Annotated in this window: 22 protein-coding genes and 2 pseudogenes; 7 read left to right on the forward strand and 17 right to left on the reverse strand. The window is 62.7% G+C overall.

Annotation, left to right across the window (positions count from 1 at the left end):
• Nucleotides 1-169 precede the first annotated feature (169 nt).
• From AC3WP7_RS27345 to AC3WP7_RS27355, 3 genes and pseudogenes are all read right to left on the reverse strand, one after another.
• Nucleotides 170-355 (reverse strand): annotated as a pseudogene (locus AC3WP7_RS27345) (LysE family translocator); the annotation flags it as partial.
• A gap of 108 nt (nucleotides 356-463) precedes the next feature.
• The gene (locus AC3WP7_RS27350) at nucleotides 464-1,018 is read right to left on the reverse strand and encodes an ATP-binding protein (RefSeq protein ID WP_092243960.1); all 555 of its coding nucleotides are present in this window, start codon (nucleotides 1,016-1,018) and stop codon (nucleotides 464-466) included.
• A gap of 243 nt (nucleotides 1,019-1,261) precedes the next feature.
• On the reverse strand, nucleotides 1,262-1,618 hold the full coding sequence (locus AC3WP7_RS27355; RefSeq protein ID WP_092243954.1) for a VOC family protein: 357 nt from the start codon (nucleotides 1,616-1,618) through the stop codon (nucleotides 1,262-1,264).
• Between the two features lie 116 nt (nucleotides 1,619-1,734).
• Between AC3WP7_RS27355 and AC3WP7_RS27360 the strand changes: the two genes are divergently transcribed.
• Nucleotides 1,735-2,508 (forward strand): NAD(P)-binding domain-containing protein, encoded by a 774-nt coding sequence (locus AC3WP7_RS27360; RefSeq protein ID WP_102593286.1) that lies wholly within the window; start codon nucleotides 1,735-1,737, stop codon nucleotides 2,506-2,508.
• Here AC3WP7_RS27360 and AC3WP7_RS27365 read toward each other — a convergent pair.
• A complete protein-coding gene (locus AC3WP7_RS27365) occupies nucleotides 2,503-3,396 on the reverse strand; it encodes a LysR family transcriptional regulator (protein ID WP_093513420.1) in 894 nt (297 codons plus the stop codon). The two genes, AC3WP7_RS27360 and AC3WP7_RS27365, sit on opposite strands and share 6 nt — an antisense overlap.
• A 94-nt stretch (nucleotides 3,397-3,490) precedes the next feature.
• Between AC3WP7_RS27365 and AC3WP7_RS27370 the strand changes: the two genes are divergently transcribed.
• A complete protein-coding gene (locus AC3WP7_RS27370) occupies nucleotides 3,491-4,657 on the forward strand; it encodes an MFS transporter (RefSeq protein WP_102593287.1) in 1,167 nt (388 codons plus the stop codon).
• Between the two features lie 123 nt (nucleotides 4,658-4,780).
• Here AC3WP7_RS27370 and AC3WP7_RS27375 read toward each other — a convergent pair whose 3' ends face one another.
• The gene (locus AC3WP7_RS27375) at nucleotides 4,781-6,118 is read right to left on the reverse strand and encodes an MFS transporter (RefSeq protein ID WP_102593288.1); all 1,338 of its coding nucleotides are present in this window, start codon (nucleotides 6,116-6,118) and stop codon (nucleotides 4,781-4,783) included.
• A 132-nt stretch (nucleotides 6,119-6,250) separates the two neighbouring features.
• Nucleotides 6,251-7,063 (reverse strand): AraC family transcriptional regulator, encoded by an 813-nt coding sequence (locus tag AC3WP7_RS27380; RefSeq protein ID WP_093513327.1) that lies wholly within the window; start codon nucleotides 7,061-7,063, stop codon nucleotides 6,251-6,253.
• 126 nt (nucleotides 7,064-7,189) lie between these two features.
• Here AC3WP7_RS27380 and AC3WP7_RS27385 point away from each other — a divergent pair, with 126 nt between their 5' ends.
• The 3 genes and pseudogenes from AC3WP7_RS27385 to AC3WP7_RS27395 form a co-directional block, all read left to right on the forward strand.
• On the forward strand, nucleotides 7,190-7,378 hold the full coding sequence (locus AC3WP7_RS27385; protein ID WP_092243940.1) for a DUF1656 domain-containing protein: 189 nt from the start codon (nucleotides 7,190-7,192) through the stop codon (nucleotides 7,376-7,378).
• Between the two features lie 10 nt (nucleotides 7,379-7,388).
• Nucleotides 7,389-8,297: an efflux RND transporter periplasmic adaptor subunit gene (locus AC3WP7_RS27390; protein ID WP_092243937.1), complete on the forward strand. Its 909-nt coding sequence runs from the start codon at nucleotides 7,389-7,391 to the stop codon at nucleotides 8,295-8,297.
• Nucleotides 8,297-10,174, forward strand: a pseudogene (locus tag AC3WP7_RS27395) (FUSC family protein); the annotation flags it as partial. The gene AC3WP7_RS27390 and the pseudogene AC3WP7_RS27395, both read left to right, overlap by 1 nt.
• Nucleotides 10,175-10,205: 31 nt before the next feature.
• Here the strand turns inward: AC3WP7_RS27395 and AC3WP7_RS27400 are convergent.
• The 3 genes from AC3WP7_RS27400 to AC3WP7_RS27410 form a co-directional block, all read right to left on the reverse strand.
• Entirely contained in the window at nucleotides 10,206-11,702 is a 1,497-nt protein-coding gene (locus tag AC3WP7_RS27400) for a methyl-accepting chemotaxis protein (protein ID WP_093530489.1), read from the reverse strand.
• Nucleotides 11,703-11,869: 167 nt separating this feature from the next.
• Nucleotides 11,870-14,032 (reverse strand): TonB-dependent siderophore receptor, encoded by a 2,163-nt coding sequence (locus AC3WP7_RS27405; protein ID WP_102592933.1) that lies wholly within the window; start codon nucleotides 14,030-14,032, stop codon nucleotides 11,870-11,872.
• 174 nt (nucleotides 14,033-14,206) lie between these two features.
• Complete coding sequence (locus tag AC3WP7_RS27410; RefSeq protein ID WP_092243927.1) at nucleotides 14,207-14,698, reverse strand: Lrp/AsnC family transcriptional regulator; 492 nt, start codon at nucleotides 14,696-14,698, stop codon at nucleotides 14,207-14,209.
• Nucleotides 14,699-14,819: 121 nt separating this feature from the next.
• Here AC3WP7_RS27410 and AC3WP7_RS27415 point away from each other — a divergent pair, with 121 nt between their 5' ends.
• Nucleotides 14,820-15,854: a histone deacetylase family protein gene (locus AC3WP7_RS27415; RefSeq protein WP_102592932.1), complete on the forward strand. Its 1,035-nt coding sequence runs from the start codon at nucleotides 14,820-14,822 to the stop codon at nucleotides 15,852-15,854.
• A gap of 58 nt (nucleotides 15,855-15,912) precedes the next feature.
• Nucleotides 15,913-17,310 carry an amino acid permease gene (locus tag AC3WP7_RS27420; protein WP_093121136.1) on the forward strand — a complete coding sequence of 466 codons (1,398 nt, stop codon included), beginning with the start codon at nucleotides 15,913-15,915 and terminating at the stop codon, nucleotides 17,308-17,310.
• A gap of 206 nt (nucleotides 17,311-17,516) precedes the next feature.
• Here the strand turns inward: AC3WP7_RS27420 and AC3WP7_RS27425 are convergent, their stop codons facing one another.
• The 8 genes from AC3WP7_RS27425 to AC3WP7_RS27460 form a co-directional block, all read right to left on the reverse strand.
• Entirely contained in the window at nucleotides 17,517-17,996 is a 480-nt protein-coding gene (locus AC3WP7_RS27425; protein WP_102592931.1) for a cytochrome P460 family protein, read from the reverse strand.
• Nucleotides 17,996-19,024, reverse strand: coding sequence for an alpha/beta fold hydrolase (locus AC3WP7_RS27430; RefSeq protein ID WP_102592930.1), 1,029 nt, complete (start codon nucleotides 19,022-19,024; stop codon nucleotides 17,996-17,998). Before AC3WP7_RS27430 ends, AC3WP7_RS27425 begins: the two co-directional genes overlap by 1 nt.
• A gap of 131 nt (nucleotides 19,025-19,155) precedes the next feature.
• Complete coding sequence (locus tag AC3WP7_RS27435) at nucleotides 19,156-21,567, reverse strand: autotransporter family protein (protein WP_102592929.1); 2,412 nt, start codon at nucleotides 21,565-21,567, stop codon at nucleotides 19,156-19,158.
• Nucleotides 21,568-21,816: 249 nt separating this feature from the next.
• Nucleotides 21,817-22,578, reverse strand: coding sequence for a PIG-L deacetylase family protein (locus AC3WP7_RS27440; protein ID WP_102592928.1), 762 nt, complete (start codon nucleotides 22,576-22,578; stop codon nucleotides 21,817-21,819).
• A 178-nt stretch (nucleotides 22,579-22,756) separates the two neighbouring features.
• A complete protein-coding gene (locus tag AC3WP7_RS27445; RefSeq protein WP_093121132.1) occupies nucleotides 22,757-23,416 on the reverse strand; it encodes a glycosyltransferase family 2 protein in 660 nt (219 codons plus the stop codon).
• Nucleotides 23,413-24,012 (reverse strand): SAM-dependent methyltransferase, encoded by a 600-nt coding sequence (locus tag AC3WP7_RS27450; RefSeq protein WP_102592927.1) that lies wholly within the window; start codon nucleotides 24,010-24,012, stop codon nucleotides 23,413-23,415. Before AC3WP7_RS27450 ends, AC3WP7_RS27445 begins: the two co-directional genes overlap by 4 nt.
• Nucleotides 24,009-24,767: a PIG-L deacetylase family protein gene (locus AC3WP7_RS27455; RefSeq protein ID WP_093121131.1), complete on the reverse strand. Its 759-nt coding sequence runs from the start codon at nucleotides 24,765-24,767 to the stop codon at nucleotides 24,009-24,011. Before AC3WP7_RS27455 ends, AC3WP7_RS27450 begins: the two co-directional genes overlap by 4 nt.
• Nucleotides 24,764-25,762: an acyl-CoA dehydrogenase family protein gene (locus AC3WP7_RS27460; protein ID WP_102592926.1), complete on the reverse strand. Its 999-nt coding sequence runs from the start codon at nucleotides 25,760-25,762 to the stop codon at nucleotides 24,764-24,766. The genes AC3WP7_RS27455 and AC3WP7_RS27460 overlap by 4 nt, the downstream gene beginning before the upstream one ends.

A 25,762-nucleotide genomic window follows, 5' to 3' on the forward strand; every position in this document is an offset into this window, starting at 1 on the left:
TTGAACGAGTAAAACAGTCGCTCCTGCCCACTCGATAACTGTCCCATCATGCTGCGTGCTTCCCTGCTGGCCGATGCGAGAATTTTGCCGCAGGCCAGACGGGGGAGCTACTTTTTCAACAGAATCGGTCGAAAGCAGTCTGTCATACAAGTTTATATTGAGCATCGCCTGGCTTGCCCGCCGCCACTAAAGATTCCTGCCGTGCCAATGCCCACAAACCGACCTTGGCCGTACTCGCCTGCGCCTCAGCCTCGGGATTCGCGCGCCACAACTGCAACGCCAGGTAAAACAGTTACGCCGCTCCCAGAATCTTGATCCCGTAGAACAACAACTCCGACGTCTGCAACACCACCGCCGGGGAGAAAGAGGGCGAGGGTGGCGAGGTCCATGGCGGCTCCGGGTTCGCGGGTGCGGGGAGGTGTGAGGATAAGGGGAGTGGAAGTCGTTGGACAGCCTCAGTCGTTCATGTTTTGAGCTGTTTCGGCATTTGCGACACCACCTTAGCGACTTCAGCGGCCATCTGTTCAGCACCCCGCATCCCGTCAATCCGTAAAATCGGTACCGTCTGCTGTGACAGCCATGTTTCGTGCCACGCCCTGTTGCGCCCTGAGAAATTCGGGTCGTCGTATTGCGAAGCCCATTCCCGGAAGGCCGCGTGTATCGCATGCATATCACCACCGGGTGTGATCCGATCGCCAAAGCGGGCCTTTTCGCGGGCCGCCAACCGTTCGAGGCGAACGGGCGTGGGTGTGACCACAAACACAATCAAGTCAGCATCGGCGATCAACGCATCGCCCCAGATCATGCACGAACCGGTCAGCACCCAGTCGTCGTCACCGAGTGCTTGTTGCATCAAGGAAACGCGGTCGTTGGGAGGTCGCTTGGTTGTGAATGGAGGGTTTGTGGGCATCCAGTAAAAATCATCAACGTCGACGTGTCGTATACCGAGCCGTATCGCGAGGTTGCGACCCAGCGTGGTGACGCCCGCGCACGATGCACCGGTGATGTAGATCCGCATTTTTCCTCCATGAATACAAGCCGGGTTGGCGAACGGCAATCACGCAACCGGCCTTGAACGTGCTGATTTTGACCTTCTGAAGTTCCATTGCATAGTCTTTACCGGGCTCGGGAATGAGTGTGACAGGCGCGGGAAGGCAGGACATTTGCGAACCGCCCATGGCGAACCCTGCAATAAAGGGCCTGTGAAGGTGGGTCTTGAGGGAGAACGATTGATGCCTTCGCCTAAGCGTCGGGTCGAGGCCTATTGATCGGCCTTCCAAACCGCCAGTTCATAGCCATCCGGATCGGTGAAGTGGAACCTGCGTCCACCAGGGAACGAAAATGTCTCGCGGGTGATGACAGCCCCCAGGCTTTTGAGTCGCTGCTGCGTGGCCTCGAGGTCATCGGCGTACAAAATGACCAGAGGCCCACCCGGCCGAACCGGCTCCCCCGTGGTGAACCCGCCAGTCAGACGCCCATCGCTGAACTCGGTATAGGTGGGGCCGTAATCGACAAACGTCCAGCCGAACGCGCCGCCGTAGAAGGCTTTGCTGCGGGCAATATCGCTGACGTTGAATTCGATGTTGTCGATTTGCCGGTCTTTCCCTTGAGTGCTCATGCTTGCCTTCCTGGCCGATGTTAAGAGCGGCGAGTGTAGCGTGAACGCCTGCCTGCATGAAGACAGCAATCGTGCCTATGATGCACTCGACTACAGAATTAATCGGAGCGGACAGCGTGCTGAAGATTGGAATCCTGGGCGTCGGTGAGCTGACGGAAAAGGTGGTGATCGGCCTGCGGCGCAGCGAGTTTGGCGGGCGGTTGCTGCTGTCCCCGCGTAACCACCAACGTGCGCAGCAACTCGCTGAACCGTGGGACTGTGAGGTGATGGCTGACAATCAACAGGTTGTCGATGGGGCGGACTTGTTGGTCCTGGGCGTGCGCCCAGAGATGGTCGATCAGCTTTCGAATGAAGTGCAGCTCAGACCTGAGCAAACGCTGGTGTCGCTGGTGGCGGGATTGAAGCTGGCCGAGCTTCAACGCCGGTTCCCGCAAGCGCGTGTGGTGCGCGCCATGCTGTCCTATGCCGCGCAGATCAACCAGGCGACCGTGGTGGTAACGCCCGGTGGCGAACCCCATGCAACGCTGCTGGGCGCGCTCGGTTCATTGGTTGTATTGGACGAGGAAGAGGCGTTCGAACTGGCCACTGTCGCGGCCTGCATGAACGGCTGGTTCTATTTCTTCCTGAGTGATCTTCAGCAGTGGTTTACCGACAAAGGCCTGTCCAAGGACCAGGCCGCCCAACTGGTGATGGGCAACCTGCAAGACTGTCTGGCCAGCGCCCGCCACCAGCCATCCGCGAGTCTGGCAGCATTGGGTAGCGCCATTGCCACACCGGGCACCTTTACGGCGGCCGGGTTGGCGGTGTTGAGAAACAATGGCGCGACGCAGGCATGGCGCGAGGCGGCTGACGAGGTGCTTGAGCGGCTGCACAAGCCTGCACGTTTATAGCCGGTGATGCTCCAGCAAAAAGTCCACAAACACGCGGATCCGCGCCGGCATGCTCGCACCGCCGACAAACACCACGTGGATCGGCTCCCGGTCGCCGGGATTCCAGGATTCCAGCAGGCGCACCAGGTCACCGCGTTGCAGGTCTTGTGCAACCGTGAACTCGCCGATGCGTGCGATCCCGGCGCCTAATCGCGCCAGTTGAGCGAGGGCTTCGCCACTGCTGCATTCGATATTGCCGTTTATCTTCAGGGAAAACTCCCTGCCGTCGCGGGCGAAGGGCCAGTCGGATTGGGCACGGCGGAAGTTGAACCGTAGGCAGTTGTGGCGCAGCAAGTCGTTGGGTTCCAGAGGCGTGCCGTGTTGCGCGAGGTACTCCGGCGATGCCACCAGGACCTGGCCGGTGTCGCCGATGCGCCGGGCTGTCAGCGGGCTGTCTGGCAGGTCGCCAAAGCGGATTGCCACGTCAGCCTGGCCGCCGAGGATGTCGACCACCTCGTCGCCCAAGGTCAGGTCCACCACAATGTTTGGGTAGCGGGCGCTGAACGCCGCCACCAACGGCACGATGGTCATGCGGCCGTGGCCCAGGGCCGCACTGACCCGCAGCCGGCCTTTGGGCGCGCCCTGGTCGGCGATGGCTTCTTCGACTTCCGCCATGTCGGCCAGGATGCGCCGGGCGCCGCGAAGGTACGCCTCGCCTTCGGCTGTGAAGGCGAGGGCGCGGGTCGTGCGAATCAACAGGCGGGTGCCCAGGCGTTGTTCTGTGCGTGCGATGACGCGGCTGACGGCCGAGGGCGTCAATCGTAATGCCCGCGCTGCTGCCGACAAGCTGCCTTCCTGCGCCACCATCGCGAATACCGCCATCTCACCCGATCTGCCGTTGAAATCCATTTTTGCCTCGCGCGCAAAGGTGATTGCCAATTAAACGGTCTAGTGCCGTCAAAGCGTTGATCGTAGCATTTGCGGCATAAATGAGGAGTCTTCCATGCGTATCAATCCACCCCTTGTAGCCCTTGCTGTCGGTGCCTTTGGCATTGGCGTCACTGAGTTCGCGCCTATGGGCATGTTGCCCACCATCGCCAATGACCTGGGCGTTTCGATTCCCACTGCGGGGCTGTTGGTCAGCGCCTACGCCCTGGGGGTATTGTTCGGTGCGCCACTGATGATCTTGACCACTGGCAAGATTCCCCGTCGTCACTTGCTGGTCGGGCTTATGGCCATTTTCACCCTGGGTAACGTAATGTCGGCGCTTGCAACCGGCTATTACGATCTGTTGATTGCCCGCGTCATCACTTCGCTCAACCACGGCGCGTTTTTTGGTGTCGGTTCCATCGTCGCGGCCAGTGTGGTCGCGCCGGACAAGCGCGCCGGAGCCGTCGCCGCGATGTTTATGGGCCTGACCCTGGCGACCATTGGTGGGGTGCCACTGGCGACCTGGTTGGGTGAACTGCTTGGCTGGCGTACGGCGTTCTGGGGCATTGGCGGACTGGGCCTGGTGACCATGGTCGCGCTGTGGTTCGCGCTGCCTGACCTGCCGCTGCCGAAAAGCGACGGTGTGCTGGCCGAAATCAAGGTGCTGGGGCGTGGTTCGGTACTGGCGGCTCTGGCCCTGACCGTGGTGGGTTCCGGTGCTATGTTCACCGTGTTTACCTACATCGCGCCGATCCTGAGCAACGAGACCCATGCGTCTACCCCCTTTATCACGGCCATGCTGGTGCTGTTCGGCGTCGGGTTGACCCTGGGCAATGTATGGGGTGGCAAGGCGGCAGATCGCTCGATCGACCGGACCCTGATCGTCTCGCTGAGCGCACTGATTCTGGTCCTGCTGGCCTTCGCATTCCTGATGCGTTGGCCGATACCGGCAGCGGTGAGCATCCTCATCTGGGGTATCGCCAGCTTCGCCGTCGTGCCGCCGTTGCAGATGCGTGTGATGGAAGCGGCCAAAGATGCGCCGAACCTGGCCTCGGCCGTGAACATCGGCGCCTTCAACTTCGGCAACGCGATTGGTGCAGCGGTGGGGGGAGCAGTGATCAACGCAGGGCTGGGCTACCCGGCGATTTCCCTGGCCGGCGCGGCGATGGCGGGCATGGGGTTGCTGATGGTCGTGACGTTCGCCTGGGGTTCTAGAGCGCGCATGGCTGCGGCGGTTTAGCAGATGCGCACCAAAGGGTTCGCTGCGGCGCCTGCAGAAAACGCTGTTGAAGGTCTGGATGCGGCAGCAGGCAGGTGTCGAACTGATCCTACCTGCATCCAGCGGCGTTCACCCTCCTGCCGTTTACCGTGAAAGCAAAGGTGCGGTGCTTGTTTGCTCACCACCCACGTCGTGCAAGGACATCCGCGACGTCTCCGGCAACGCCAACCCACCGGCCAGTGCCAGCAACGCCACGGCAATCAGGTAAAACGCCGGTGACAGGTTGCTGCCCGAGGTGCTGATCAACCATGTCGCCACCAGCGGCGCGGTGCCGCCGAAGATCGTGTACGCCATGTTGTAGGTGATCGCCGAAGCGGTATAGCGCGTACGGGTCGGGAAGGTCTCCGAGAGCAAGGCCGCCGTGACCACGCCGCACAGCACCGCCCCAACCGCCAACAACATCACGCCGACAATCGACGCCGCAAACGAACCGGAGCTGGCCATCAGGAACGACGGATACACCACCACGATCAACAATACACAGGCAGTCATCACCGTGACGCGCCGCCCGACCCGGTCCGAATACAGCCCCGCCAGCGGGCAGATCGCCGCCGCGAAAATCAACGCGATCAGCGACACCAGTAGCGCCATCGCCCGGTTCAACCCGCCCGCTACTTGCAGGTACGTCGCGAAGTAGGTGGTGAACATATAAAACGACAACGCCGTCAGTGACACAAAAGCGCCCAGGCAGCAGATCGCCGCACCATGGTTGCGCAAGGTTTCCTTGAGCGGGGAGTGGGCGACGGCGTGCTCTTCCTTCACGGCCTGGAAGGCAGGCGTCTCGTCCAGCTTCCAGCGCAGGTAAAGGCCCACCAGGCCGAGTGGCGCGGCAATCAGGAACGGCAGGCGCCAGCCCCAACTGCCCATGGCTTCGGCGGACAATGACGCCTCAAGGGCATAGGCCACCACGGCGGCGGCGGCGAAAGCGGAAAACGTCGACACCGGCACGAAACTGCCATACCAGGCGCGTTTGTCACTCGGCGCGTGCTCCATCAGATAAGCACAGGCACCGGCGTATTCACCGCCGGCGGAGAAGCCCTGGGCACAGCGGATCAGCGACAACAGAATCGGCGCCGTGACGCCGATGGCGGCGTAGGTGGGCAGCAGGCCGATCAACGTGGTGGCAGCGGCCATCAACAGGATGGTCATGGCCAGGGTGCGCTTGCGGCCGATGCGGTCGCCGAGCATGCCGAAAAAAATACCGCCCAGGGGCCGGAACGCGAACGCCACGGCAAACACGGCGAAGGTCTTGAGCAACGCTGCGCTGGCGTCACCGCTGGGGAAGAATTGCTGGGCGATGGTGGTGGCGAGGAAGCCATAGACGGCGAAGTCAAACCACTCGACGAAATTACCGATGCCGGCGGCGATGATGACCTTGCGCAGGGTTTGCGGGCTGACCTGTTCGGTGGAGGGGCTCGTCATGGGGGAAGGCCTCGGGATAGCTGGGGGGATGACCGATTATCGGTGCAGGTGCTTGGGCGGCGGGGCCCAAAAGAGTCGTCCGCGTAGTCAGTAGCGACGGGGTGGGGGGAGGCACGCAGGAATTGGGCCAGGTCAGGCAATGGCGCCAGGCGTCGTCGGTCGGGTACTGCGGATGTAGCGTGCTGGCGACGACCCCAGCGTCTTGCGAAACATGCTGATAAACGAGCTGACGGACTCGTACCCCAGCGCCTCGGCGGTACGCTGCACCGACTCGCCCTCGGCCAGGTTCTGCAAGGCCACGATGATTTGCCATTGCTTGCGCCATTGGCCAAAGGTCAGCCCGGTTTCGCGCTTGACCAGGCGCGCCAGGGAACGCTCACTCATCGCCACCTGCTGCGCCCATTGCGCCATGGTGCAGCGGTTATCCGGAGCCTCGGCCAGACGACGGGCGATGACGCGCAGCTGCGCCGAAGCGGGCAGGGGCAGGTACAGTCGCTCCGAAGGGGCCTGCTCCAGTTGTTCAAGCAGCACGCGGGCCAGGCGTGCGCTCGCGCTCGGATCCGGATAGTCCTGGTCGAGGGTGCTCAGGTGCAGGATCAGTTCGAGAATCAGTGGCGACAGCACCAGCGTGCAGCAGGTTTGCGGCAACGCAGCCGCATTGGGCTCTATGAACAGAAAACCGACTTTGCCGTTGGCGGTGATGCGGTTGCTGTGAGCGATACCCGCCGGAATCCACACGCCGAATCCGGTAGGCACCATCCATACACCATCCTCCACCGTACACACGATGCCGCCGTGATAGGCCACCACCAGCTGGCCTTTGCGATGGCTGTGCACCGCGTATTCCGCGTCGTTGCGCTGTGCGCCCAGCATTACCGCCACGGCGGGTTGACCCAGGTCGTCGAGTTCGAATTGCTCCACCGTGTACAGGGTTGTCTCGTTCATCAAATCCCCCGTCGACTGTCCGAAATTGATTATAGGCTGGCAGCATACTCAATATCGGCCGTTTCAGGCACGCCCTACCATGCTCACCAAGGGCCTCACCCTGAAGGCCGTTACGAGACTTGAACCATGCTGAGCGAAATCACGATTGCCAACCTCTACCTGCCGCCGTTCCTGCTGTATGTGGGAGCGGCGGCATTGGTCTACGGTGTGCTGGAGCGGGTCGTGCGCACTTGGCTGGACCGGACCTGGCACCCCAGTCTGGCGCGGTTTTTTGTCTCGCTCATTGTCCTCTCGACCCTCGTGCTGAAGCTGTGAGGGCGGCGCCATGACGCTCAATAAACTGTTCAAGATGGCCGTGACGCTGGGGTTGGGGCTGGTTGCCCTGTTGTTCTGCATGCAGTTGTGGCGCGCCTATGTGCTGGCGCCCTGGACGCGGGATGGGCGGGTCAGCGCCCAGGTCATCCACATTGCGCCCGAGGTGTCCGGGCAGGTGGAACGCTTGCTGGTGGGCGACAACCAATGGGTTGCCAAAGGTGCATTGCTGTATGAGATCGATCAGCGTGCCTACCAGATCGCCCAGCAACAGCGCATGGCGGAGCTGGCCGAGGCTCGCAGTATTTTCGAGCAGCGCACTGCGCAGTTCAGGCGCCGCAGCCAACTCGGCGATGCGATTGCACGGGAAGAAACCGACAACGCCGCCCAGCAATTGGCTGTGGCCAAAGCCCGGCTGGACGCGGCGCGCAGCCAGTTGGCCCAGGCCCAGCTCGACCTGGGGCGCACTGCCGTGCGTTCGCCGGTCGAAGGGTATGTGACGCAACTTCGGCTTCAACCGGGTGACTACGCCGTGGCGGGCAGCACCAATATTTATGTGGTCGACAGCCAGAGTTTCTGGGTGACCGCCTATTTTGAAGAAACCAAGCTGCCTGGCGTGCTGTTGGGCGCGCCGGCGTCGATCAAACTGATGGGGTTTGCGCCGCTGCTTCAAGGGCATGTCGCCAGTATTGGCCGGGGCATCGCCGACACTAACGAGCTGCGTGGTGACAGCGGCTTGCCCCAGGTGGCACCGACGTTCAGTTGGATACGCCTGGCCCAGCGCGTGCCTGTGCGGATCGAGTTGGACAGCGTGCCACAGGGAGTGGAGTTGGCGGCGGGCATGACGGCGAGCATTGAAGTCGGCCAGGCAAATGCCGACGCGCGTTGGCGGCTCACGCGCTGGCTGCAGGCGTTCATGTGATGGCCGTGCATGTGTGGTGCTGGTTGGCCGCGCTGCCGCGGCCATGGACCCGGGATACCTTGGGCTATGTGGGCCGCAGTGTGGTAGCGGCCGTGCTGGCATTGTGGCTGGGTTTGCAATTGCACCTGGACTCGCCGTTCTCGGCAGCGTCGACGGTGTTGCTACTGATTCATCCGATCCAGGGCGCGGTGGTGGGCAAAGGTGTGATGCGCGTCGTGGGTACCCTGCTGGGGTTGGCCGTTGCCGTGATCCTGATGGGGATGTTCGCCCAACAGATGCTGCTGTTCATTCTGGGGATCGGCGTGTGGTTGGGGTTGTGTGTCGCAGCCATGACCCTGCTGCGGCACTATCACGCCACGGCGGCCGTGGTTGCGGGCTATACCGTTTGCCTTGCCCTTGGCCCTGCCATCGTTGCGCCTGAGCAAGGCTTCGATCACATCGTCACACGGGGAACGGCGGTGGTCCTTGGGGTCTTGAGCCTGAGCCTGGTGGCCTCGCTGCTGGGGCGCAAGACGGTCGAGGCACAACTGAAGCAGGCGCTTGGGGACGTTTCCACGCGCACGCTACGGTTACTGGCCCTTCGATTCAAGGGCGACGCAGGCGACCCCGCGCAACTCGCCCTCGATATAAATAAGGTGGATGAACTGCTCGGGATCGGGCGAGGTGAGTCGTACCTGATTCGTTCCAGGCTCAAGACGCTCCAGGGTGGGCTGGCGCATTTGCAGGCCGCCGTGCTGGTCACTCCAAGCCTGCCCCCGTTGCCCGCGTGCGTTGGAGCGGGCCAGGCCCTTGAGCAACTGGCGCAGATCCCCTTCGATTTCGTCACGGCTGCCGCGCGGGTCAGCGTCCTGCAAGGCGTTCTTGAGCATGAAAGTGAATCCCCGGATGGGTTGACCGAGGCAGTGGCGGACCTGTCCGGCGCCTTATCGAGTTTTGCCAGCCTTGAAAGCGCCACCCCGCCGCCTGTACGGACGGTAGCTTTCCATCGTCATTATGGCGATGCGCTGCGCAATGGGGTCCGCGCCTTGGCCGCCACCCTGGTGACCGGCGCGGTGTGGTACCTGACGGGCTGGGACCAGGGCCCGACCTTGCTGGCGGTGTTGGGGCCGTGTTGCACCTTGCTGGCGACCCACCCGGCGCCCACCCGAGGGCTTGACGGCTTCCTCAGGGGTACGCTCTACGGCATTGTGGCGGCGGCTGCCTGCAAGTTTCTGCTGCTGCCTCAGATCAATGGTTTTGCGCTGCTCAGCGTTGTATTGAGCGTGTTCTGGGTATGGGGTATCCAGGCTACGACCCAGCCGCGCCATGCCCTGCAAGGCATTGCCTATCTGATTGCGTTCAACACGCTGGTCGGCACCGGCGGCACGGCCCATTACGATTTCATCGACTTCGCCAATCAGGCGCTCGCTTGGTTGGTGGCGATGGCTATCTGTATGTTGGCGTTCCAGATCCTGCCGAGGAAACCCGGCAGCCATGTGCGTGCTCTACAGCACGCGCTTCATCGGGACATCTTGCGACTACTGCGTGTCGGGGGACGTATGAACCTGTCGAAGTGGCACGCCAGGCAGCTTCATCGGCTGGTCTCATTGCGGGCGTTGTCGGGCACGGATGACTCGCCAGTCGATGCACTGGGCTATCTGTCACTCGAACTGGGGCGCAGCCTGGAGCGGCTGCATAACGCCGCCAGGCTGCTGGTCCCAGGAACCCCGATTGCACAATGCGCAGATCGCGGTGCTTATCGCCTGGCCCGGTATGCCGGTCACCCTGCAATCAACGCACTTCAGGCGCGGCGGACGGCGAACGCGTTGAGGCGGCTCGGTGAGCCCGGTCTGGCTGAGCGGTACCAGGTGGTTGCCCGCCTGTTGGCGCACTATGCAAACCTTGCGGGCGTTGCCGACAAACCAGACATCATTGATGAAACCTGCGCCCCAGCGCATCCAGGCGCACCGCGATCGGCGGCAACCGCTCGCTGCTGCGTGCCAGGGTTTCCACATCGTCCGCGGTGCTTTGCGCAATGCTCTGCACCGACTGCAGACGCCCGACAATCTCCAGGTTCGCCGTGGTCTGCTCGCGGGTTGTGGTCACGATACGGCCATTGAGGTCATCAATGTGGGCGATGTCGTCGCCCACTGCGCGCAGCATGTCAACGGCCACTTGGCTGTCCTCCACGCAGCGCTCTACGCCCTCGCGGCTATCATGCATGGCTTGCACCGCCTGCCGGCTGCCGTGTTGCAGGCCTTCGATGATGGTTTTGATTTCCTGGGTGGATACCGCCGTGCGTTGCGCCAGGTTGCGCACTTCGTCGGCAACCACGGCGAAGCCACGGCCTTGCTCGCCGGCGCGGGCGGCTTCGATGGCGGCGTTGAGGGCCAGCAGGTTGGTCTGGTTGGCAATGCTGCTGATCACTTCAAGCACGGTGCCGATCTGTTCGGTTTGCAGGGCCAGGCCCTGCACCGTGTCGTGGGTGCCGCTGAGGCGGGTGGCCAGTTGGGTGATTTCCTGCTGGGCGCGGCCGACGCTTTCCTGGCCGCGCAGGATCTGTTGGCTGGCCTTGCCGGCATGATCCACCGCTTGCTCGACGTGCACGGCAATGTGGCCCATGGCGTCTTCCATGCGCTGCATCGAGCCGCTCATCTCGGTGATTTGCGCCAGTTGGTGCCGTGCGCCTTTTTCCAGGGTGCCGCTGGCGCTGGCCAGTTCCTGGCCGAGTTGGCCAAGGCCGTGGGAGTCACGGGCGACGCCGTCGATCAGGCCGGTCAACTGATGCAGAAAATGGTCGAAACGCTTGGCGAGGGAGACGTGGGTCTTGCCCTGGTCGCCTTGGGCGGTTTCAACGGTGAGCTGGGAAGTGACCGCCAGCATCTTCTCGAGCATTTCCTGGCTCTCGACCGCTTCGGCCTGGCTGTGCACGGCCAGGTAGAGCAGGGCGACGGTCTCCATCACCACGTAGAACGCATGCACGAACACCATGGTCCAGCCGCCGTGGTGTTCCATCACGAACACTGGAAAGCCTTGATGTTGCAGCGCATGGAAAACCACGTGGTGCACGGCGATGGTGGCCGCCGCCACCAGGATCGGCAGCCAGTCACGGTAAAACGTCAGCACCGCGAGCAACGCGAAGATGCCGAAGTGCGCTTCGATCAAGCCCTGGGCCTGGTTGATATGCAATGCCGCCATGACCATCAAGCCCGCGCCGAGCGCGCAGCGCATGACACGGGTACCACCGATGGCGCGGTAAAGCGCGGTCAGCACCACGCTGGTACTACCGCCGACTATCACGGCCTGCACCAGGGTGTCGTGCCAGAACGCCAGGCCCAGGGAAAACAGGAACATCAGCCAGACCAGCGCCAGCATGATGCGGTCGGCTTTACGGTAGTGCTCGGAAAAACGCGTGCGGGTGGGCATTCACACTTACTCCATGTGGTCTGGCCGGAACAAAGCGAAGGGCAGGGTGGAGCGAATCAGGTGTTTTTGATTGTTATTGGATTCAGTGATGCCAAACGTGTATCGGCATCGGGAGGCGGGACTTTAGGGGCGGCTACCCGGGCGGATAGCCGTGGTTCGGAGGGCGGTCAGAAGCTGTACTTGGCGGTCAGCATCATATTGCGTGGGTTGCCGTAGGAGTCGCCGCCATAGCTTACGGAGTTGGAGATGGACTGGTAGTAACGGCGGTCGAAGATGTTGTTGGCGTTGAGTTGCAGGTCAAGGTGCTGGTTGACCTGATAGCCGGCCATCAGGTCGGTGACAGCATAGGCGCCCTGCTGCAGGCGGTAGGTGCTGCCATCCGCGACTTTGAAGTCGTTGTACATGCGGCTCTGCCAGGAGACGTTGCCGCCCACGCGGAGTTTTTCCAACGGGCCCTGGAAGCGGTAGTTGGTGGTCAGCTTGAACAGGTGCTCCGGGGTGTCGGTGTCGAACTGCTTGTTGACCTTCTGCGGGTTGGCGGCGTCCTTGATGGTGTGCGTGCGCGCGTAGGTGTAGCCACCGCCGACCTGCCAGTTCTCGGTCAGGGCGCCTTGCAGTTCGAAGTCGATGCCCTGGCTGCGAATCTCGCCGGAGGCCACAGAGCAGGAGGCCTGCGGGCAGTTTGCGACTGTCACGCCGACGGCACGGTTTTCCTGGTCGACGCGGAACAGCGCCACGCTCGCGTTGAGCGCACCCCCCAGGTATTCACCCTTGATACCCACCTCGTAGTTCTTGCCGACGATGGGCTTGAGCGGGCTGCCGGAGGTGTCTTTTTCGCTCTGGGGCGTGAAGATGTCGCTGTAGCTGACATACACCGAGTGGTGGTCGTCCAGGTCGTAGATCAGGCCGGCGTAGCGGGTGAGGTTGCGGGTGACCTTGTAGTCACCGGTGTTGCTGCCATGGGCGTCGTAGTCGTACCAGTCCAGGCGCCCGCCGAGGATCAGCTTCAACGGGTCGGCCAGGTTCAGGCGGGTGGTGACGTAGACACCATCCTGGGTGGTCACGTCACGGTCATTGGTGGTATGGACGAAGTCCGGTTTGCCCGCTGTGAGCGGCCAGTTGGTGTTGTAGGGGCTGTAGTTGTGGGTGGTCATGTCGTAGATGCGCCGGCTGGCGCCTACCACCAGTTCATGGGCACGCCCGAACGCCTGGAAGGGGCCGCTGGCGAAGACGTCGGCACCTGCCTGGTTTTCATCGTAGGCCGCCTGGTAGACCGTGCGCGCCAGTGTGTTGGCGACCCAGCGCGACTGGTAGGAACCGGAGAACAACGCGTTCTGTTCGGCATAGTTGGCGTTGACTTGCAGTTTCCAGTCGTTGGCCAGTTGCTGGCGCAGTTCGGCGAATACGGTGTTGATCTCCTGGTCCTTGTTTTCCCAGTCAGTGCCGGGGTTGTAGGAGCGCGGCAGGTTCAGGTGATGGCCATCCAGGCCGACCATCGACGAGCCCCAGAAGTAATTGGTCTTGTCCTTCTGGTTGGAGAAACCCAGGGTCAGGGTGGTGTCTTCGCTCAGGTCGGCTTCGGTGACGGCATAGAACAGGCCGTGATACTCCTCGGCGTTGTCGATGAAGCTGTTGGCATCGCGGTACGAGGTAACCACGCGACCGCGCCAGGTGCCGCTGTCGTTGAGCGGGCTGGAGGCGTCGAGTTCGCCGCGATAGTCGTCCCAACTGCCGGCGGCGCCGGTCAGCGTGACTTTCTGCTCGTCCAGTGGGCGCTTGCGGACCAGGTTGATGGCGGCGGAAGGGTTGCCCGCGCCGGTGACCAGGCCGGTGGCGCCGCGCACGATTTCGACGCGATCGAACATCGCCAGGTTCGGTTGTGCGCCGACAGTGACGCCGTTGTAGCCGCTGGGGATGCCGTCATACATCAGGTTGTCGATGTCGAAGCCGCGTGACGTGTAGGACTGCCGGCCAGGGCCACTGGAAAAATTCAGGAACAACCCCGGGGTGGCCTTGACCACATCGTTGATGCTGGTCATCGCCTGGTCATCCATCCGCTGGCGGGTAATGACGGTGACGGCCTGTGGGGTTTCGCGCATGGTCAACGGCAGCTTGGTTGCCGTTTTCATCGCGCCGGTGGTGTAGGACTGGGTGCCTTCAGTGGTTTCGCCCAGTTGCTCTTCGCCGGAGATTTGCGTGGCGCCCAACTCAAGGGTGGCGGCCGGTGCCTGGGTATCGGCGGCAAAGACCGCGGAAGAACTGGCCAGACAGACCGCCAATGCCATCAGGCTGGGTGAAAAAACGTTACCGCCGTGTTGTTGCACTGACATGGAACTGACTCTCCCCGAACGCCGTCCCTAGCGAATAATAAATCTGTTGATAATTATTCGCATTAGTCTGGCAGATTGTTCCTGTAGGAAAAAGCCTTCAGGGAGAATTAGTTAACGAATTTTTCACATCGCAGTGACGGCGATTTGCCATATCGCGCCCCTGGAAAGCGCCGGTTATTCGCGCTGTGGAATGGCCACCCGACTCGTCGCCTTGACCTCCCTCAGCGCCAGGCTCGATTGAATCGACGCAATCCCTAACTGGCGCCGCAACACGCTCTCGACGAACTCGCTGTAGCTGTCCAGGTCTTCGGCCAGCACCTGCAACAGGTAATCGGCATCCCCGGTGATCTTGTGGCACGACAACACCTGCGGCAGTTCCTTCACCACGGTCTCGAACGCGTCCGGCGCATGGTCGGTATGGATCGCAAAACGCACATGCACGAACGCCAGGATATCCAGCCCGAGCATCTTGCGGTCGAGGTTGGCCTGGTAGCCCTTGATCACGCCTTCTTCTTCCAGGCGTTTGCGTCGGCGCCAGCAGGGCGTGAGGCTCAGGGACAGGCGCTCACTCAACTGCGCGTTGGAAATACTGGCGTCTTGCTGCAGCAGGGCGAGGATGGCGAGATCGGTGTCGTCAAGAACGACCTGTCTGGTTTTATTTTTCATAATCATGCGCCGTTGAGGTAAATATTCTCGATAAACCTAACAGTGCCGTAAGTAAAAGCAAAGAAAGCCCACTGCCGCCAGAACAAAATAGACCCTGTCTTTTACTGGCGGATGCCCTCACATGTTGACTGTTTTCAGCGAAGCCCACCGTTTGCACCATGGCACCGAACTCAAGGACGGCGTGCTCAAGCCCTCGTTCGAACAACCCAGTCGCGCCGACACCGTGCGTGACCGGGTCCGTCAGGTTGGCCTGGGCGATATCATCACGCCGCGCCGTTTTGACCGGGCCTGCTACGTCGCCGCCCACAGCGAACGCTACGTGGCGTTCCTCGAAACCGCCTGGGCCGAATGGACTGCCATCGGCCGCAGCCATGACGCCTTGCCCCTGGTGTGGCCGGTACGCGACCTGGCCAACCAGCAGGTGCCGGCGTTCATCGACGGCAAGCTCGGTTTTTACGCGATGGACGCCGGTTCGCCGATTACCCGCACCACCTGGCAGGCGGTGAAGACCAGCGCCGACATCGCACTGACCGGCCTGGCGTTGCTCGACGAAGGCCATCGCAGCGCCTTTGCCCTGTGCCGCCCACCGGGCCATCACGCAGCCCGTGAATACATGGGTGGTTATTGCTACCTCAACAACGCCGCGATTGCCGCGCAGCACGCCATCACCCAGGGCGCCCGGCGCGTGGCGGTGCTGGATGTGGATTTTCACCATGGCAATGGCACCCAGAACATTTTCTACGACCGCCCGGACGTGATGTTCATCTCCCTGCATGGCGACCCGGCGGTGTCCTACCCTTACTTTTCCGGTGCCGGCAGCGAGCGCGGCGTCGGCGCTGGTGAGGGCTTCAACCTGAACTACCCATTGCCGAAAAACACCAACTGGACCCATTACCGCACCGCCCTGATCGACGCCTGCCAGCAACTGCGCCGCTTCGCCCCTGAAGTGTTGGTGATTTCCCTGGGCGTCGACACCTTCAAGGACGACCCTATCAGCCACTTCCTGCTCGACAGCGAAGACTTCCTCCGCATGGGGGAGATCATCGCCAGCGTCGGCGTGCCCACGCTGTTCGTGATGGAAGGCGGCTACATGGTCGATGAGATCGGCATCAATGCGGTCAACGTGCTGCACGGTTTCGAACACCACAGCCAATAACAACGACCCCTCGACTTTTCTTCTGCCAAAACTCAAAAACATAACAAGAGGTTTTGTGATGAAAGCAACCACGCCCGGGCTGTGTGAACAGCCTGCGTTGCAACGCACCCTGAGCAACCGCCATATCCAGTTGATGGCCATGGGCGGCGCGATCGGCACCGGCCTGTTCATGGGCTCCGGCAAGATCATCGCGCTGTCCGGCACGTCGATCATCCTGATCTACATGATCATCGGGCTGTTCGTGTACTTCGTGATGCGCGCCATGGGCGAGCTGCTGCTGTCCAACCTCGACTTCAAGAGTTTCGCCGACTTTGCCGGTGCTTACCTGGGGCCGCGCGCGGCGTTCTTTCTCGGGTGGTCGTACTGGTTGAGCTGGAGCGTGGCGGTGGTGGGGGACGCGGTTGTGGTCGGCGGTTTCTTCCAGTACTGGTTCCCCGATGTACCGGCCTGGATGCCGGCGGTGGGCATGTTGCTGACCCTGTTCGCACTGAATGTGCTGACGGTCAGGCTGTTCGGCGAAGTGGAGTTCTGGTTCGCGATCATCAAGATCGTCGCCGTGGTGACCTTGATCGGGGTGAGTGGAGTGCTGATCGCCAGTTCGTTCGTCTCGCCCACCGGTGTCACCGCTTCGTTGAGCCACCTGCTGGATAAACAGGCGGCATTTCCCAACGGCCTGTTCGGCTTTTTTGCCGGCTTCCAGATGGCGATCTTTTCCTTTGCCGGCACCGAGTTGATCGGCACCGCCGCCGCCGAAACCCGTGCGCCGGAAAAGACCTTGCCCAAGGCGATCAACTCGATCCCGCTGCGCATCATCCTGTTCTACGTGCTGGCCCTGGCATGCATCATTGCGGTGACCTCCTGGCAGCAGGTGTCGCCGAGCAAGAGCCCGTTTGTCGAGTTGTTCCTCGTCGCAGGGTTTCCCGCCGCAGCGGGCATCGTGAACTTTGTGGTGCTGACCTCGGCAGCGTCGTCGGCCAACAGCGGGGTGTTTTCCGCCAGCCGCATGTTGTTCGGCCTGGCCGACCTGGGTGATGCGCCGGGTATCTTCCGGCGCTTGTCCAACAGCAGCGTGCCGTTTATCAGCCTGGCGTTTACCAGTTTGCTGATGTTGCTGGGGCTGGTGTTGCTGTTTGTGGTGCCGGAGGTGATGACCGCCTTCACCATCGTGTCGACGGTGTCGGCGATCCTGGTGATTTTTACCTGGTCGACCATCCTCGCGTCCTACATCGCCTACCGCAAAAAACGCCCGGACCTGCACGCCCAATCCACCTACAAGATGCCAGGCGGTGTGCCGATGGCCTGGTTTGCCCTGGCGTTTCTCGCGTTTGTACTGGGCCTGCTGGCGTTGCGGCCGGATACACGCCTGGCGCTGTGCGTGATGCCGGCCTGGTTCATCTGGCTGGGAATCGCCTATCAGTTTTCGCGCTTTCAGGGTCTGCGCTTTCAAGGTCGTTGAAAAAACCGGCCATATCTGGCTGATTTGTGGCGAGCGGGCTTGCCCCGCGTTGGGTTGCGAAGCGACCCTGTAAGGAGGAATGCGGTGAGTCAGGCACTCCTCGGCGGCTGGCTTTGGGGCCGCTTCGCAGCCCAGCGCGGGGCAAGCCCGCTCGCCACAGGGTATTTGTCGCCAGTTCTGACCAGAGACCTTGAAAGGGCGGGCTTTCAGGGGGCCAGCCTGGTGAAGACATAATCCCGGTCTTTCACCAACGCCTGGTGGCAGGCAAAACACGTCTGGTGCTGCGCTTCATCGGCGGGTTTGCCATTGATGAAGCGTCCAAAGCCCCAGCCACCGGTGGATGCGTATTTTTTCGAGTCCTTGACCATGAACTGCACCGTGGTCGCCGCGCCAGGGATGGACGCGGTCTTGAAGTCCGGTGACGGCTCGTGTTTCCACGCCAACTTGGCCAGGACGGTGCCATCCGGGAAAGGCAACTTGCCCTCCCGGTAAGCCTTGAGCGCAGCGCTGTTGCCCAGCACCACGCGCAGTTCGTTCAACGGGTCGGCTTCCTGGGCCGGCGCCACCAGTTCCCATTGGCGGTAGCCGTCGGGGATGGTCACGCCGTAGATCGGCGAGGCTGCGCTGTCGGCGAAGGCGCCGGTCGAACTCGCGAGGGTCAATGCGGCCATGCACAGACGCTTCATCACAGGTGATCCGCATCGATGACCGCCTTGGCAAATGCCTCGGGCGCTTCCTGCGGCAGGTTGTGGCCAATGCCACCCTTGATCAGGCGGAACTCGTACTTGCCGGTAAAGCGCTTGGCGTAGTCCTCGGGCTGCGGGTGCGGGGCGCCGTTGGCGTCGCCTTCGAGGGTGATGGTCGGCACGCCAATGGACGGCGCCTGGGCGAGTTTCTGCTCCAGTGGGTCGTACTTCGTCTCGCCCTGGACCAGGCCCAGGCGCCAGCGGTAGTTGAACACGGTGATCGCTACGTGATCCGGGTTTTCCAGGCCTTTGGCGCTGCGGTCGAACGTGGCGTCATCGAACTTCCACTGCGGCGACGCCAGTTGCCAGATCAGCCTGGCGAAGTCGTGGGTGTTTTTCTGGTAGCCGGCGGCACCGCGCTCGGTGGCGAAGTAGAACTGGTACCACCATTGCAACTCGGCTTTGGGGGGCAGTGGGTTCTTGCCGGCGGCCTGGTTGCCGATCAGGTAACCGCTGACCGACACCAGCGCCTTGACCCGCTCCGGCCACAGTGCCGAGACGATGTCCGCCGAGCGCGCGCCCCAGTCGTAGCCGCCGAGTACCGCTTGCTTGATCTTCAGGGCGTCCATGAAGTCGATCACATCACTGGCCAGCGCCGCCGGTTGGCCGTTGCGCAGGGTGTCATTCGAGAGGAAACGTGTGTCGCCATAACCCCGTGCGTAAGGGATCAACACGCGATAGCCCTTGGCCGCCAGTAACGGCGCGACCTGGGCGTAGCTGTCAATGTCGTAGGGCCAGCCATGCAGCAGGATCACCGCCGGGCCGGTGGCGGAGCCGACTTCGGCATAGGCCACATCGAGCAGGCCGGCCTTGACGTGCTTGAGGGCACCGAAGGCGGTTTGCGCGCTGGTGACAACTTTGGTCGGTGCCTCGGGCATTTCGGCGTGGGCCATGCCCAGGATGCCGAATTGCGCCAGGGCAATGGCCAGGAAAAGTGGTGTGGAGCGGCGGTTCAACTGAGCGTGCATGGCGAGCCTCCTGCGGCTGGATGTGTGCCGGTGCTCAGTTGAACGCCCGGCTGTATCTGGCCTGTTTCAGGAAACCCGCCGAGTTAAAGGCTGTGTATCGCAGCGGGCTGCGTACACACTGCGATACAAACCTAGAACGCCACCCTGACACCCACAGTGCCTTCGTGGCCGTTGTAAGTGTTGCTGTCCAGATTGCGGTTGGAGCCGATTTCGCCATACAGAGCCACATCGCGAGCAACCTGCAAGATGGCACCCAGGCTGACTTCCAGGGTGGTGGATTTCTGTTCGGTACCGATCCGGGTGGTGCGGTTGTAAATCACACTGTTGTCCCCGGCGCTGGCGTGCCAGACGTTCGCGCGCGCATAGGGCTGCCACGGCATGCCACGGACGTTGTAATCACCGCGTAGCCTTACACCCAGGCGGGAGGTGACGCTGGTATCTGCGTCGTACTTGACGTCGGAGATACCGTCGTTCTGGCTGTCGAGCTTTGTCTTGCCGACGATCACTTGAGCCTGTGGTTCCACTGTCCAGCGCGGGGTGACCTGGAACGGCCAGCCGACTTCGACGGACGCGCTCATGTTGCGCCCTCGGGTTTTCATCTTCACGCCACGGTCCGATTCGTTGTTGCCTTTGAAACGACTGCCCATCAGCACCAGGTCCAGATACGCCCGATTGGCACCGATCAGCGCCCAATACCCCCCCACGCTGTCAGCGTGCAAGGTGGTCTTGCCGGCGTCCAGATCTTGCCAGCCACCGTTGAAGCCCTTGACGTTGCCTTTGAGCGTACTCTGGCCCACAAACAGCCCAACGCGATGGGTACGCCCGCTGTCGTCGGTGGCGGTGTAGACATCGCTGCCTACCTGGAAGCCCTTGACCGTGCTGTCCAGCGTCGGGCTCACCGTGCCAGCAAACCCTTGACGGCTGCTGCTGCCGTAGACTCGGCTCCAGCCGGCCAAGCCGTTGCCGCTCTGTTGTTGGCTCTGGTCCCCCATGCGTTCGTGATAGGTCCCCAGCATGGCGAGCACGATCTGCTTGGCAGCTGGAAACAGTGCGGCGTAGATCGGCACTTCCTTGCGGTAGATAGGCTCTGGCTCGGTCCCTGGGTTAGGGGGCAAGGGACGCTCGCCCGGGCTCGGTAAAGGTACGATGATCTCAGGGCCTGATGGCTGCACCGGGACAGTGGAGCGCAGGTAATAATTCTCTGCCGTGCCTGCGGTTACACCGCCCTTGAACAGGCGGTAGTCGAACGCACCCGCGGAGACCGGGCTGGCGAGGGTGAAGGCGTTGGCACTGCCGGAGGCACCATTAAGGGCCTGCACCACCTGGATACCATCCTGCAGCGTCGCCGCACCCGCACCCCCCAGGTTGGTCACGCTGATCGCTGTGCTACCCCCAATGACACCTGTGTCAATCACCAGCCTGTCGCTGGGCGAACCGTCGCCCCCCAAAGCACTTTGCAGTGCAAGGCGCCCACCATTGCCGGTGTAATTGCCCCTGATGGTCAATGAGTCGCTGGTGCTGGAACTGCCCGTGGTCATGTCGATCACGCCGCTGTTTTTTACGGTAACCAACCGGCCGGCGGTAAAGGCTTCGATCACGCCCGTACCGGCCTGCAGTTTGCTCGTGCCATCCAGTCCCAGTGTGCCGGTACCGGAACCGCTATCACCCAGCTTGAGCGTCGTACCGCTCAGGGTCAGCTCGGAGCCGTTGTCCAGCTGGATGGCTTCCCAGTTGGGCAGCAGGCCAGGGTCCCCGGCCTTGGTGTTGTCCAGGGTAAGTTTGTCGTTGCCCAAACCGCCGTCCACTAGTTGCGCTGCCGCCAATTGAGCGCTTGTCAGATTCTGCAGCAGTGCCGTGTCGTCCCCCGCACCCATCAGCACAAACGAATGCAGGTTGCCGCCGGTCCAGATGAAGTCGTCATTGCCGAAACTGAGGAGGATCTGCCCGTTCACCTCACCGCCCGAGACGGTCACGTGGTCGTCACCGCCGCTGACACTGATGTTGCCGCCCACAAATGCGGTGCCCGAGATCAGGATGGTGTCGTTGCCGAAGCCGGTGACCAGGTTGCCGATGATGCGGCCACCCGACATATCAAAGATGTTGTTGTCGAGTTTCATGTCGACGCGACCGATGGTGCCGGCGGCCATTTTGGCATCGTCGCCGTCTTCGAAGGCGCCTGTGATGGTGCCACCGCTCATCCTGAAGATATCCCGGCCGTTGCCTTGAAACACATTCGCTACAGTGCCGGCGCTCTGGGCATAGGTGTCGATACCGTCCGCCGTGCTGACGGTACCGACCCGACCGCCGCTGATATCCACCTTATCCTCCCCGTCGCCATACGTCACGTCGCCAGTCACCTGGCCCGTCCCTGAGACATTGAGCGTGTTGTTGCCCCCGGTGTCGGTAAAGCCCGGCGCCGTGCCGCTGTCACAATTGGAGACGTCATCGCCGGCCGTGTTGTTGATGGTGCAGGCGCCATAAGAGGCCAGCGGCCACACCGTTATGACGATCAGGTACAACCAAGAGAGTGTCCGTGCGCGCATGATCCGTCCTCACTCGAGGGGATAGTTGCCCCGGCGCCTGCAAAGGCAGGCGCGGGCCAGACCATGACAACGTGATGCGCGATACGGAGCAGGGACAGCGGGTTACCTGATTCTGAAAACACCGGCCAATGCAAAGGGTTGGCATGGCTTTCTCGACTGCACCTGACGTGGTGCAGCGCTTTTTCCACCCTAGCCATCCATTCGCCAAGCCGCCACTGTCAGAATTAACAGGTATGAACGAGTTGGGTGTCAGGACAGCACGATTTCATAAGGTTCACGCATTCGTTCCAGCAGCACCTGGGCCAGTATGGGCGGCAAGCCGATTTGCGGGTCACCGGCCAACTGGCTGGCATAGGCATGGGCGGCGTGGAGTTTGCGCGCCACGGTCCAGGTGTCCAGGCGTACTTTGCGCGCGCGTTGCCAGGGGATGAGCGCGCCTTCGCGAGCAGGCCAGTGCCAGGCCCAGATCGGCAGTTCGTGCAACTGCGCGCCCACCAGGCTGCACGCCTTGGCACTGGCACGACCGACCGCGTCATGGTCATCATTGCCGTCGTTGCGCCAGGTGCTGAACACCACGTCGCCGGGCTGCAGGTAACGCGCAATGAATTGGCTCAGCTGTGGCTCGCGGGCGGCGAGGGCGTTGTCGCAGAAACCACCGCGAATCCACTTCAGGCTGTGCAGCGGCATGCCCAGGCGGCGCAGGGCTTCAGCGCTTTCCTGGGGGCGGACCACGCTCAAGCGGCTCGCCGGCCACACGTTGGACCCAGGATGGCTGGCGCTGCCGTCGGTGATGGAGATCAGTTGCAGCGGGTGTTCCAGCGTGCTGAGCAATTGCAGCAAGCCGCCGCAGGCCAGCACTTCATCGCCGGGATGAGGCGCGATGATCACCACGCGTGCGCCAGGCGGCACTAATGAGGAGGGCGTAACGGGGGAGATCAGCGCCAGTTGCGGGGCGCTGTTCCAGACTTGCGCGGGGCCGCGGCGGCCGTCGCTTAAGGAAGCAAGCTTCATGGGGTGTCACATCCTTGTCGGTTGATGCGGGGTCGTGCCCCGTTGACGGGACGACTCTCTTGTTTCCACTACAGGCTCCGCCGCAGTGGCTGCATGGCATCCCAACCCTGGAATGCCAGCAAGGCGTTCTCAGCATAGACAAGGATTGCTCGGTTTCACATTCGGTAACGGCGTTTTTTCAGGTGGCGTGCATCAGGCTCTTCAAGTAATCGCCGAATCCCCCTTGTGCACGGGCGTCCAGGCGCGCACTGGTAATCACCTGCGGGCCGTGGCTCCAGGCGATGGAGGCGCCGCACAGCTCCAGGTTGCGCACCAATTGCACATCCTCATGGCACGCCAACGGCTCGAAACCACCGGCGCGCACGTACGCACCGGCGCTCACCCCCAGGTTGGCCCCGTGTATATGCCGATGACCGTCGCGGGCCTCGTAGCCCTGGTGGTAGCGAATCTGCGCGACGGGGTCGAAACCCTCGCTCCACGCATCGACCGTGACGGTGCCGCACACGGCGTCCACCTCCAGCGCCAATTGGGCCACCAACCAGTCGGGGGCTACCCGGCTGTCGGCATCGGTGCAGGAGATCCAGCGTGCGCCCTGATTGAGCAAATGCCGCGCACCCACGCCACGCACATGCCCCACGTTGCGCGCCTGGGCTTCCAGGCACTGCACCGGGTAGGCCTGGGCAATGGCGGCGCTGGCATCGCTGCAGCTGTCGAGCACCACCAGGATAGTCACGGTTTCGCCGAGCAACCCAGGATGGCGGGCGGCGATCAACGCGGCTTCCAGGCAGTCGCCGAGCAGCGCTTCTTCGTTATGTACCGGGATCAGAATGCCGATCATCGCAGGCCCTCAAGGGTGGCGACCGAGGTGCCGTCGCGGCTCCAGAGGTCGAGCAGGAAATCAGGTTCGTGGTGGCTGGCGACGCGAGGCATGTCCAGGCGTTCATGGAGCAGGGCGTGTACCTGTTCCGCGGTTTGCGGGCAACCGTCGATAGGCGCGCGCCAGTGACAGGCCAGCAGCTGGCCGTCGGCGGTCAGCGCGGTGCGGACGCGATCGATCAGTTGGCGCAGGTCATCGGCGTCGAGGTAGTAGCACCACTCGCTCAATACGATCAGCTCGAACTGGCCCGCCGGCCACTGTTCGGGCAAGCGGCACTGCTGCACCTGGGCTTGGGGGAACCCCAGCAAGCGAGTGCGCGCAAGGGCCACGGCGGCCGCGGCGGTGTCGCAGCACAGCAGGCGATCGCAGCGCGGTGCCAGTTCGAAACTCAGCTCACCATTGGCGCAGCCGGGTTCGAACACCGAGGCGTAACGGGGCCGCGTGAGTATCGCCAGGGTCAGCGCACGTTTGCGCCGCTCATACCAGCGCTGGCGAAAGGCCCAGGGATCATCGCTGTCGGCGAACAGTTGGTCGAAGTAAGGCGTGGCCACACTCATACAAATACCACTTCAAAGGGTTGCAGCAGACGCTCCACCACATAGGGCGCCAGCACCGGCGCGAGGCCGATCTGCGGGTCGCCTTCCAGTTGGCTGGCGAAGGCGTGGATGGCATGCCGTTTGCGGGCAACGGCTTCACAGGTCAGCGGGATCTTGCGTGCACGGTGCCAGGGCACCCCGCTGTCTTCGGGCGTTGCCCAGTGCCAGGTCCACACCGGCAGCTCATACAGGGTAGCGCCGACCGCCGTGCAGGCCTGGGCGCTGGCACGCCCGACGGCCTCATGGTCGCAATGGCCGTCTTCGCGCCAGGTGGTAAACACTACGTCGGTGGGTTTGAGGTAGCGCTGGATAAACCCTACGAGTTCCTGTTCCCGCGCCGCCACCTGGCTGTCGGTAAAACCGGCGCGCAGCCATTTCAGGCTGTGCAGCGGCAACCCCAGGCGGTGCAGGGCCTGTGCCGATTCCTGCGGGCGCACTACGCTCAGACGTTCCACCGGCCAACGCTGTGAACCGGGGTGGCTGGCGCTGCCATCGGTGACTGAGATCAGCTGGATCGGCCGACCCAGTGCCGCCAGGCCCTGCATCAGGCCGCCGCAGCCGAGGATTTCATCATCCGGATGTGGTGCGATGATCACCGCACGGTGGCCGGCGGGTACCAACTGCTCGACGCTGATCGACGGCAAATCGGCCATTTTAGGCGAGGCCTGCCAGTGATGCAGCGGCGTGCCCTGGCCAACGATCGGATTGGGTCTCATAACTGCCACCTCCCTGTGGGTTCACCGGCCACCAGCTCTCCGAGCCCGGCCAAGTCGCGTTCGGCATGACTCTGGCGTACATACACAGGCAGGTCCGCCATCAACTGGGCAAAGTGCGGGTCCTTGCAGTAAGGACCGGCGCCGACGGCGCGCCCGATATGGCGTATGACCTGCTCGACCGTGTCTTCGATACAGGCCCGCGTCTGCTGGGCCAATTGCCGGGCGTCAGCCTTGGGCTCAAGGTCGATCTGTGCCGCGCTGGCACGCAGCACACAGGCGGCGCTGTTCAGTGCGCTGTCGACGGCGCCCAGATGAGCCAGGGCGTGGGGTTCCGGGCGTTTACTGCACTGCGCGCGCAAGACCTCGGCCAGGCGTTGCGCGGCGCCGTACCAGCAGGCGGCGATACCGATACCGCCTTGCCAGAAGCCTGGGCGGGCGAGGTAATCCCCCGGTCCGCCCACCGCCAATCCCCAGGCCCCGTCGAACACGACTTCCACACTGCCGGTGGCCGCCATACCCACCGCGTTCCACCCCTCATCCGTGACCACAATGCCGGGTTGATCCATGTGCACGGCCACCAACTGCTGGCGATCGTCTTCGTCCCAGGCGGTCAACAACCCATGGCTCACCACCGCCGCGCCGGAGCACCAGGCCTTGCGGCCTTGCACCCGCAGGCGATGGCCCTCCTGGCGCACGCGCACCTTCGCCGTTGGCGGCTCGGCGGCCCACATGCCCCACGTGCTGCCCAGGGGCGGCAGTGGGGAGTTGAGCTCGGCAATGATTGCCAGGGCATCGGTGTGGCCTTCGAACAGCTTGCACAGGCGCAGGTCATGACCCGCCACCTGCGCCAGGCGACTGAACCGCGCCAGGGTCTGACCGCCGCCGGGCAGCGGCAGTTGGTCCAGGCCTTCTTCCTGAAGGGCCTTCAGGGCGTCGCCCAGGGCTTGCGTGTCCGCATAGCCCCGGAAGCCTTGAAGGAATCCATGCAGAGCCAT

The sequence above is a fragment of the Pseudomonas sp. FW305-3-2-15-C-LB1 genome, assembly GCF_058787615.1.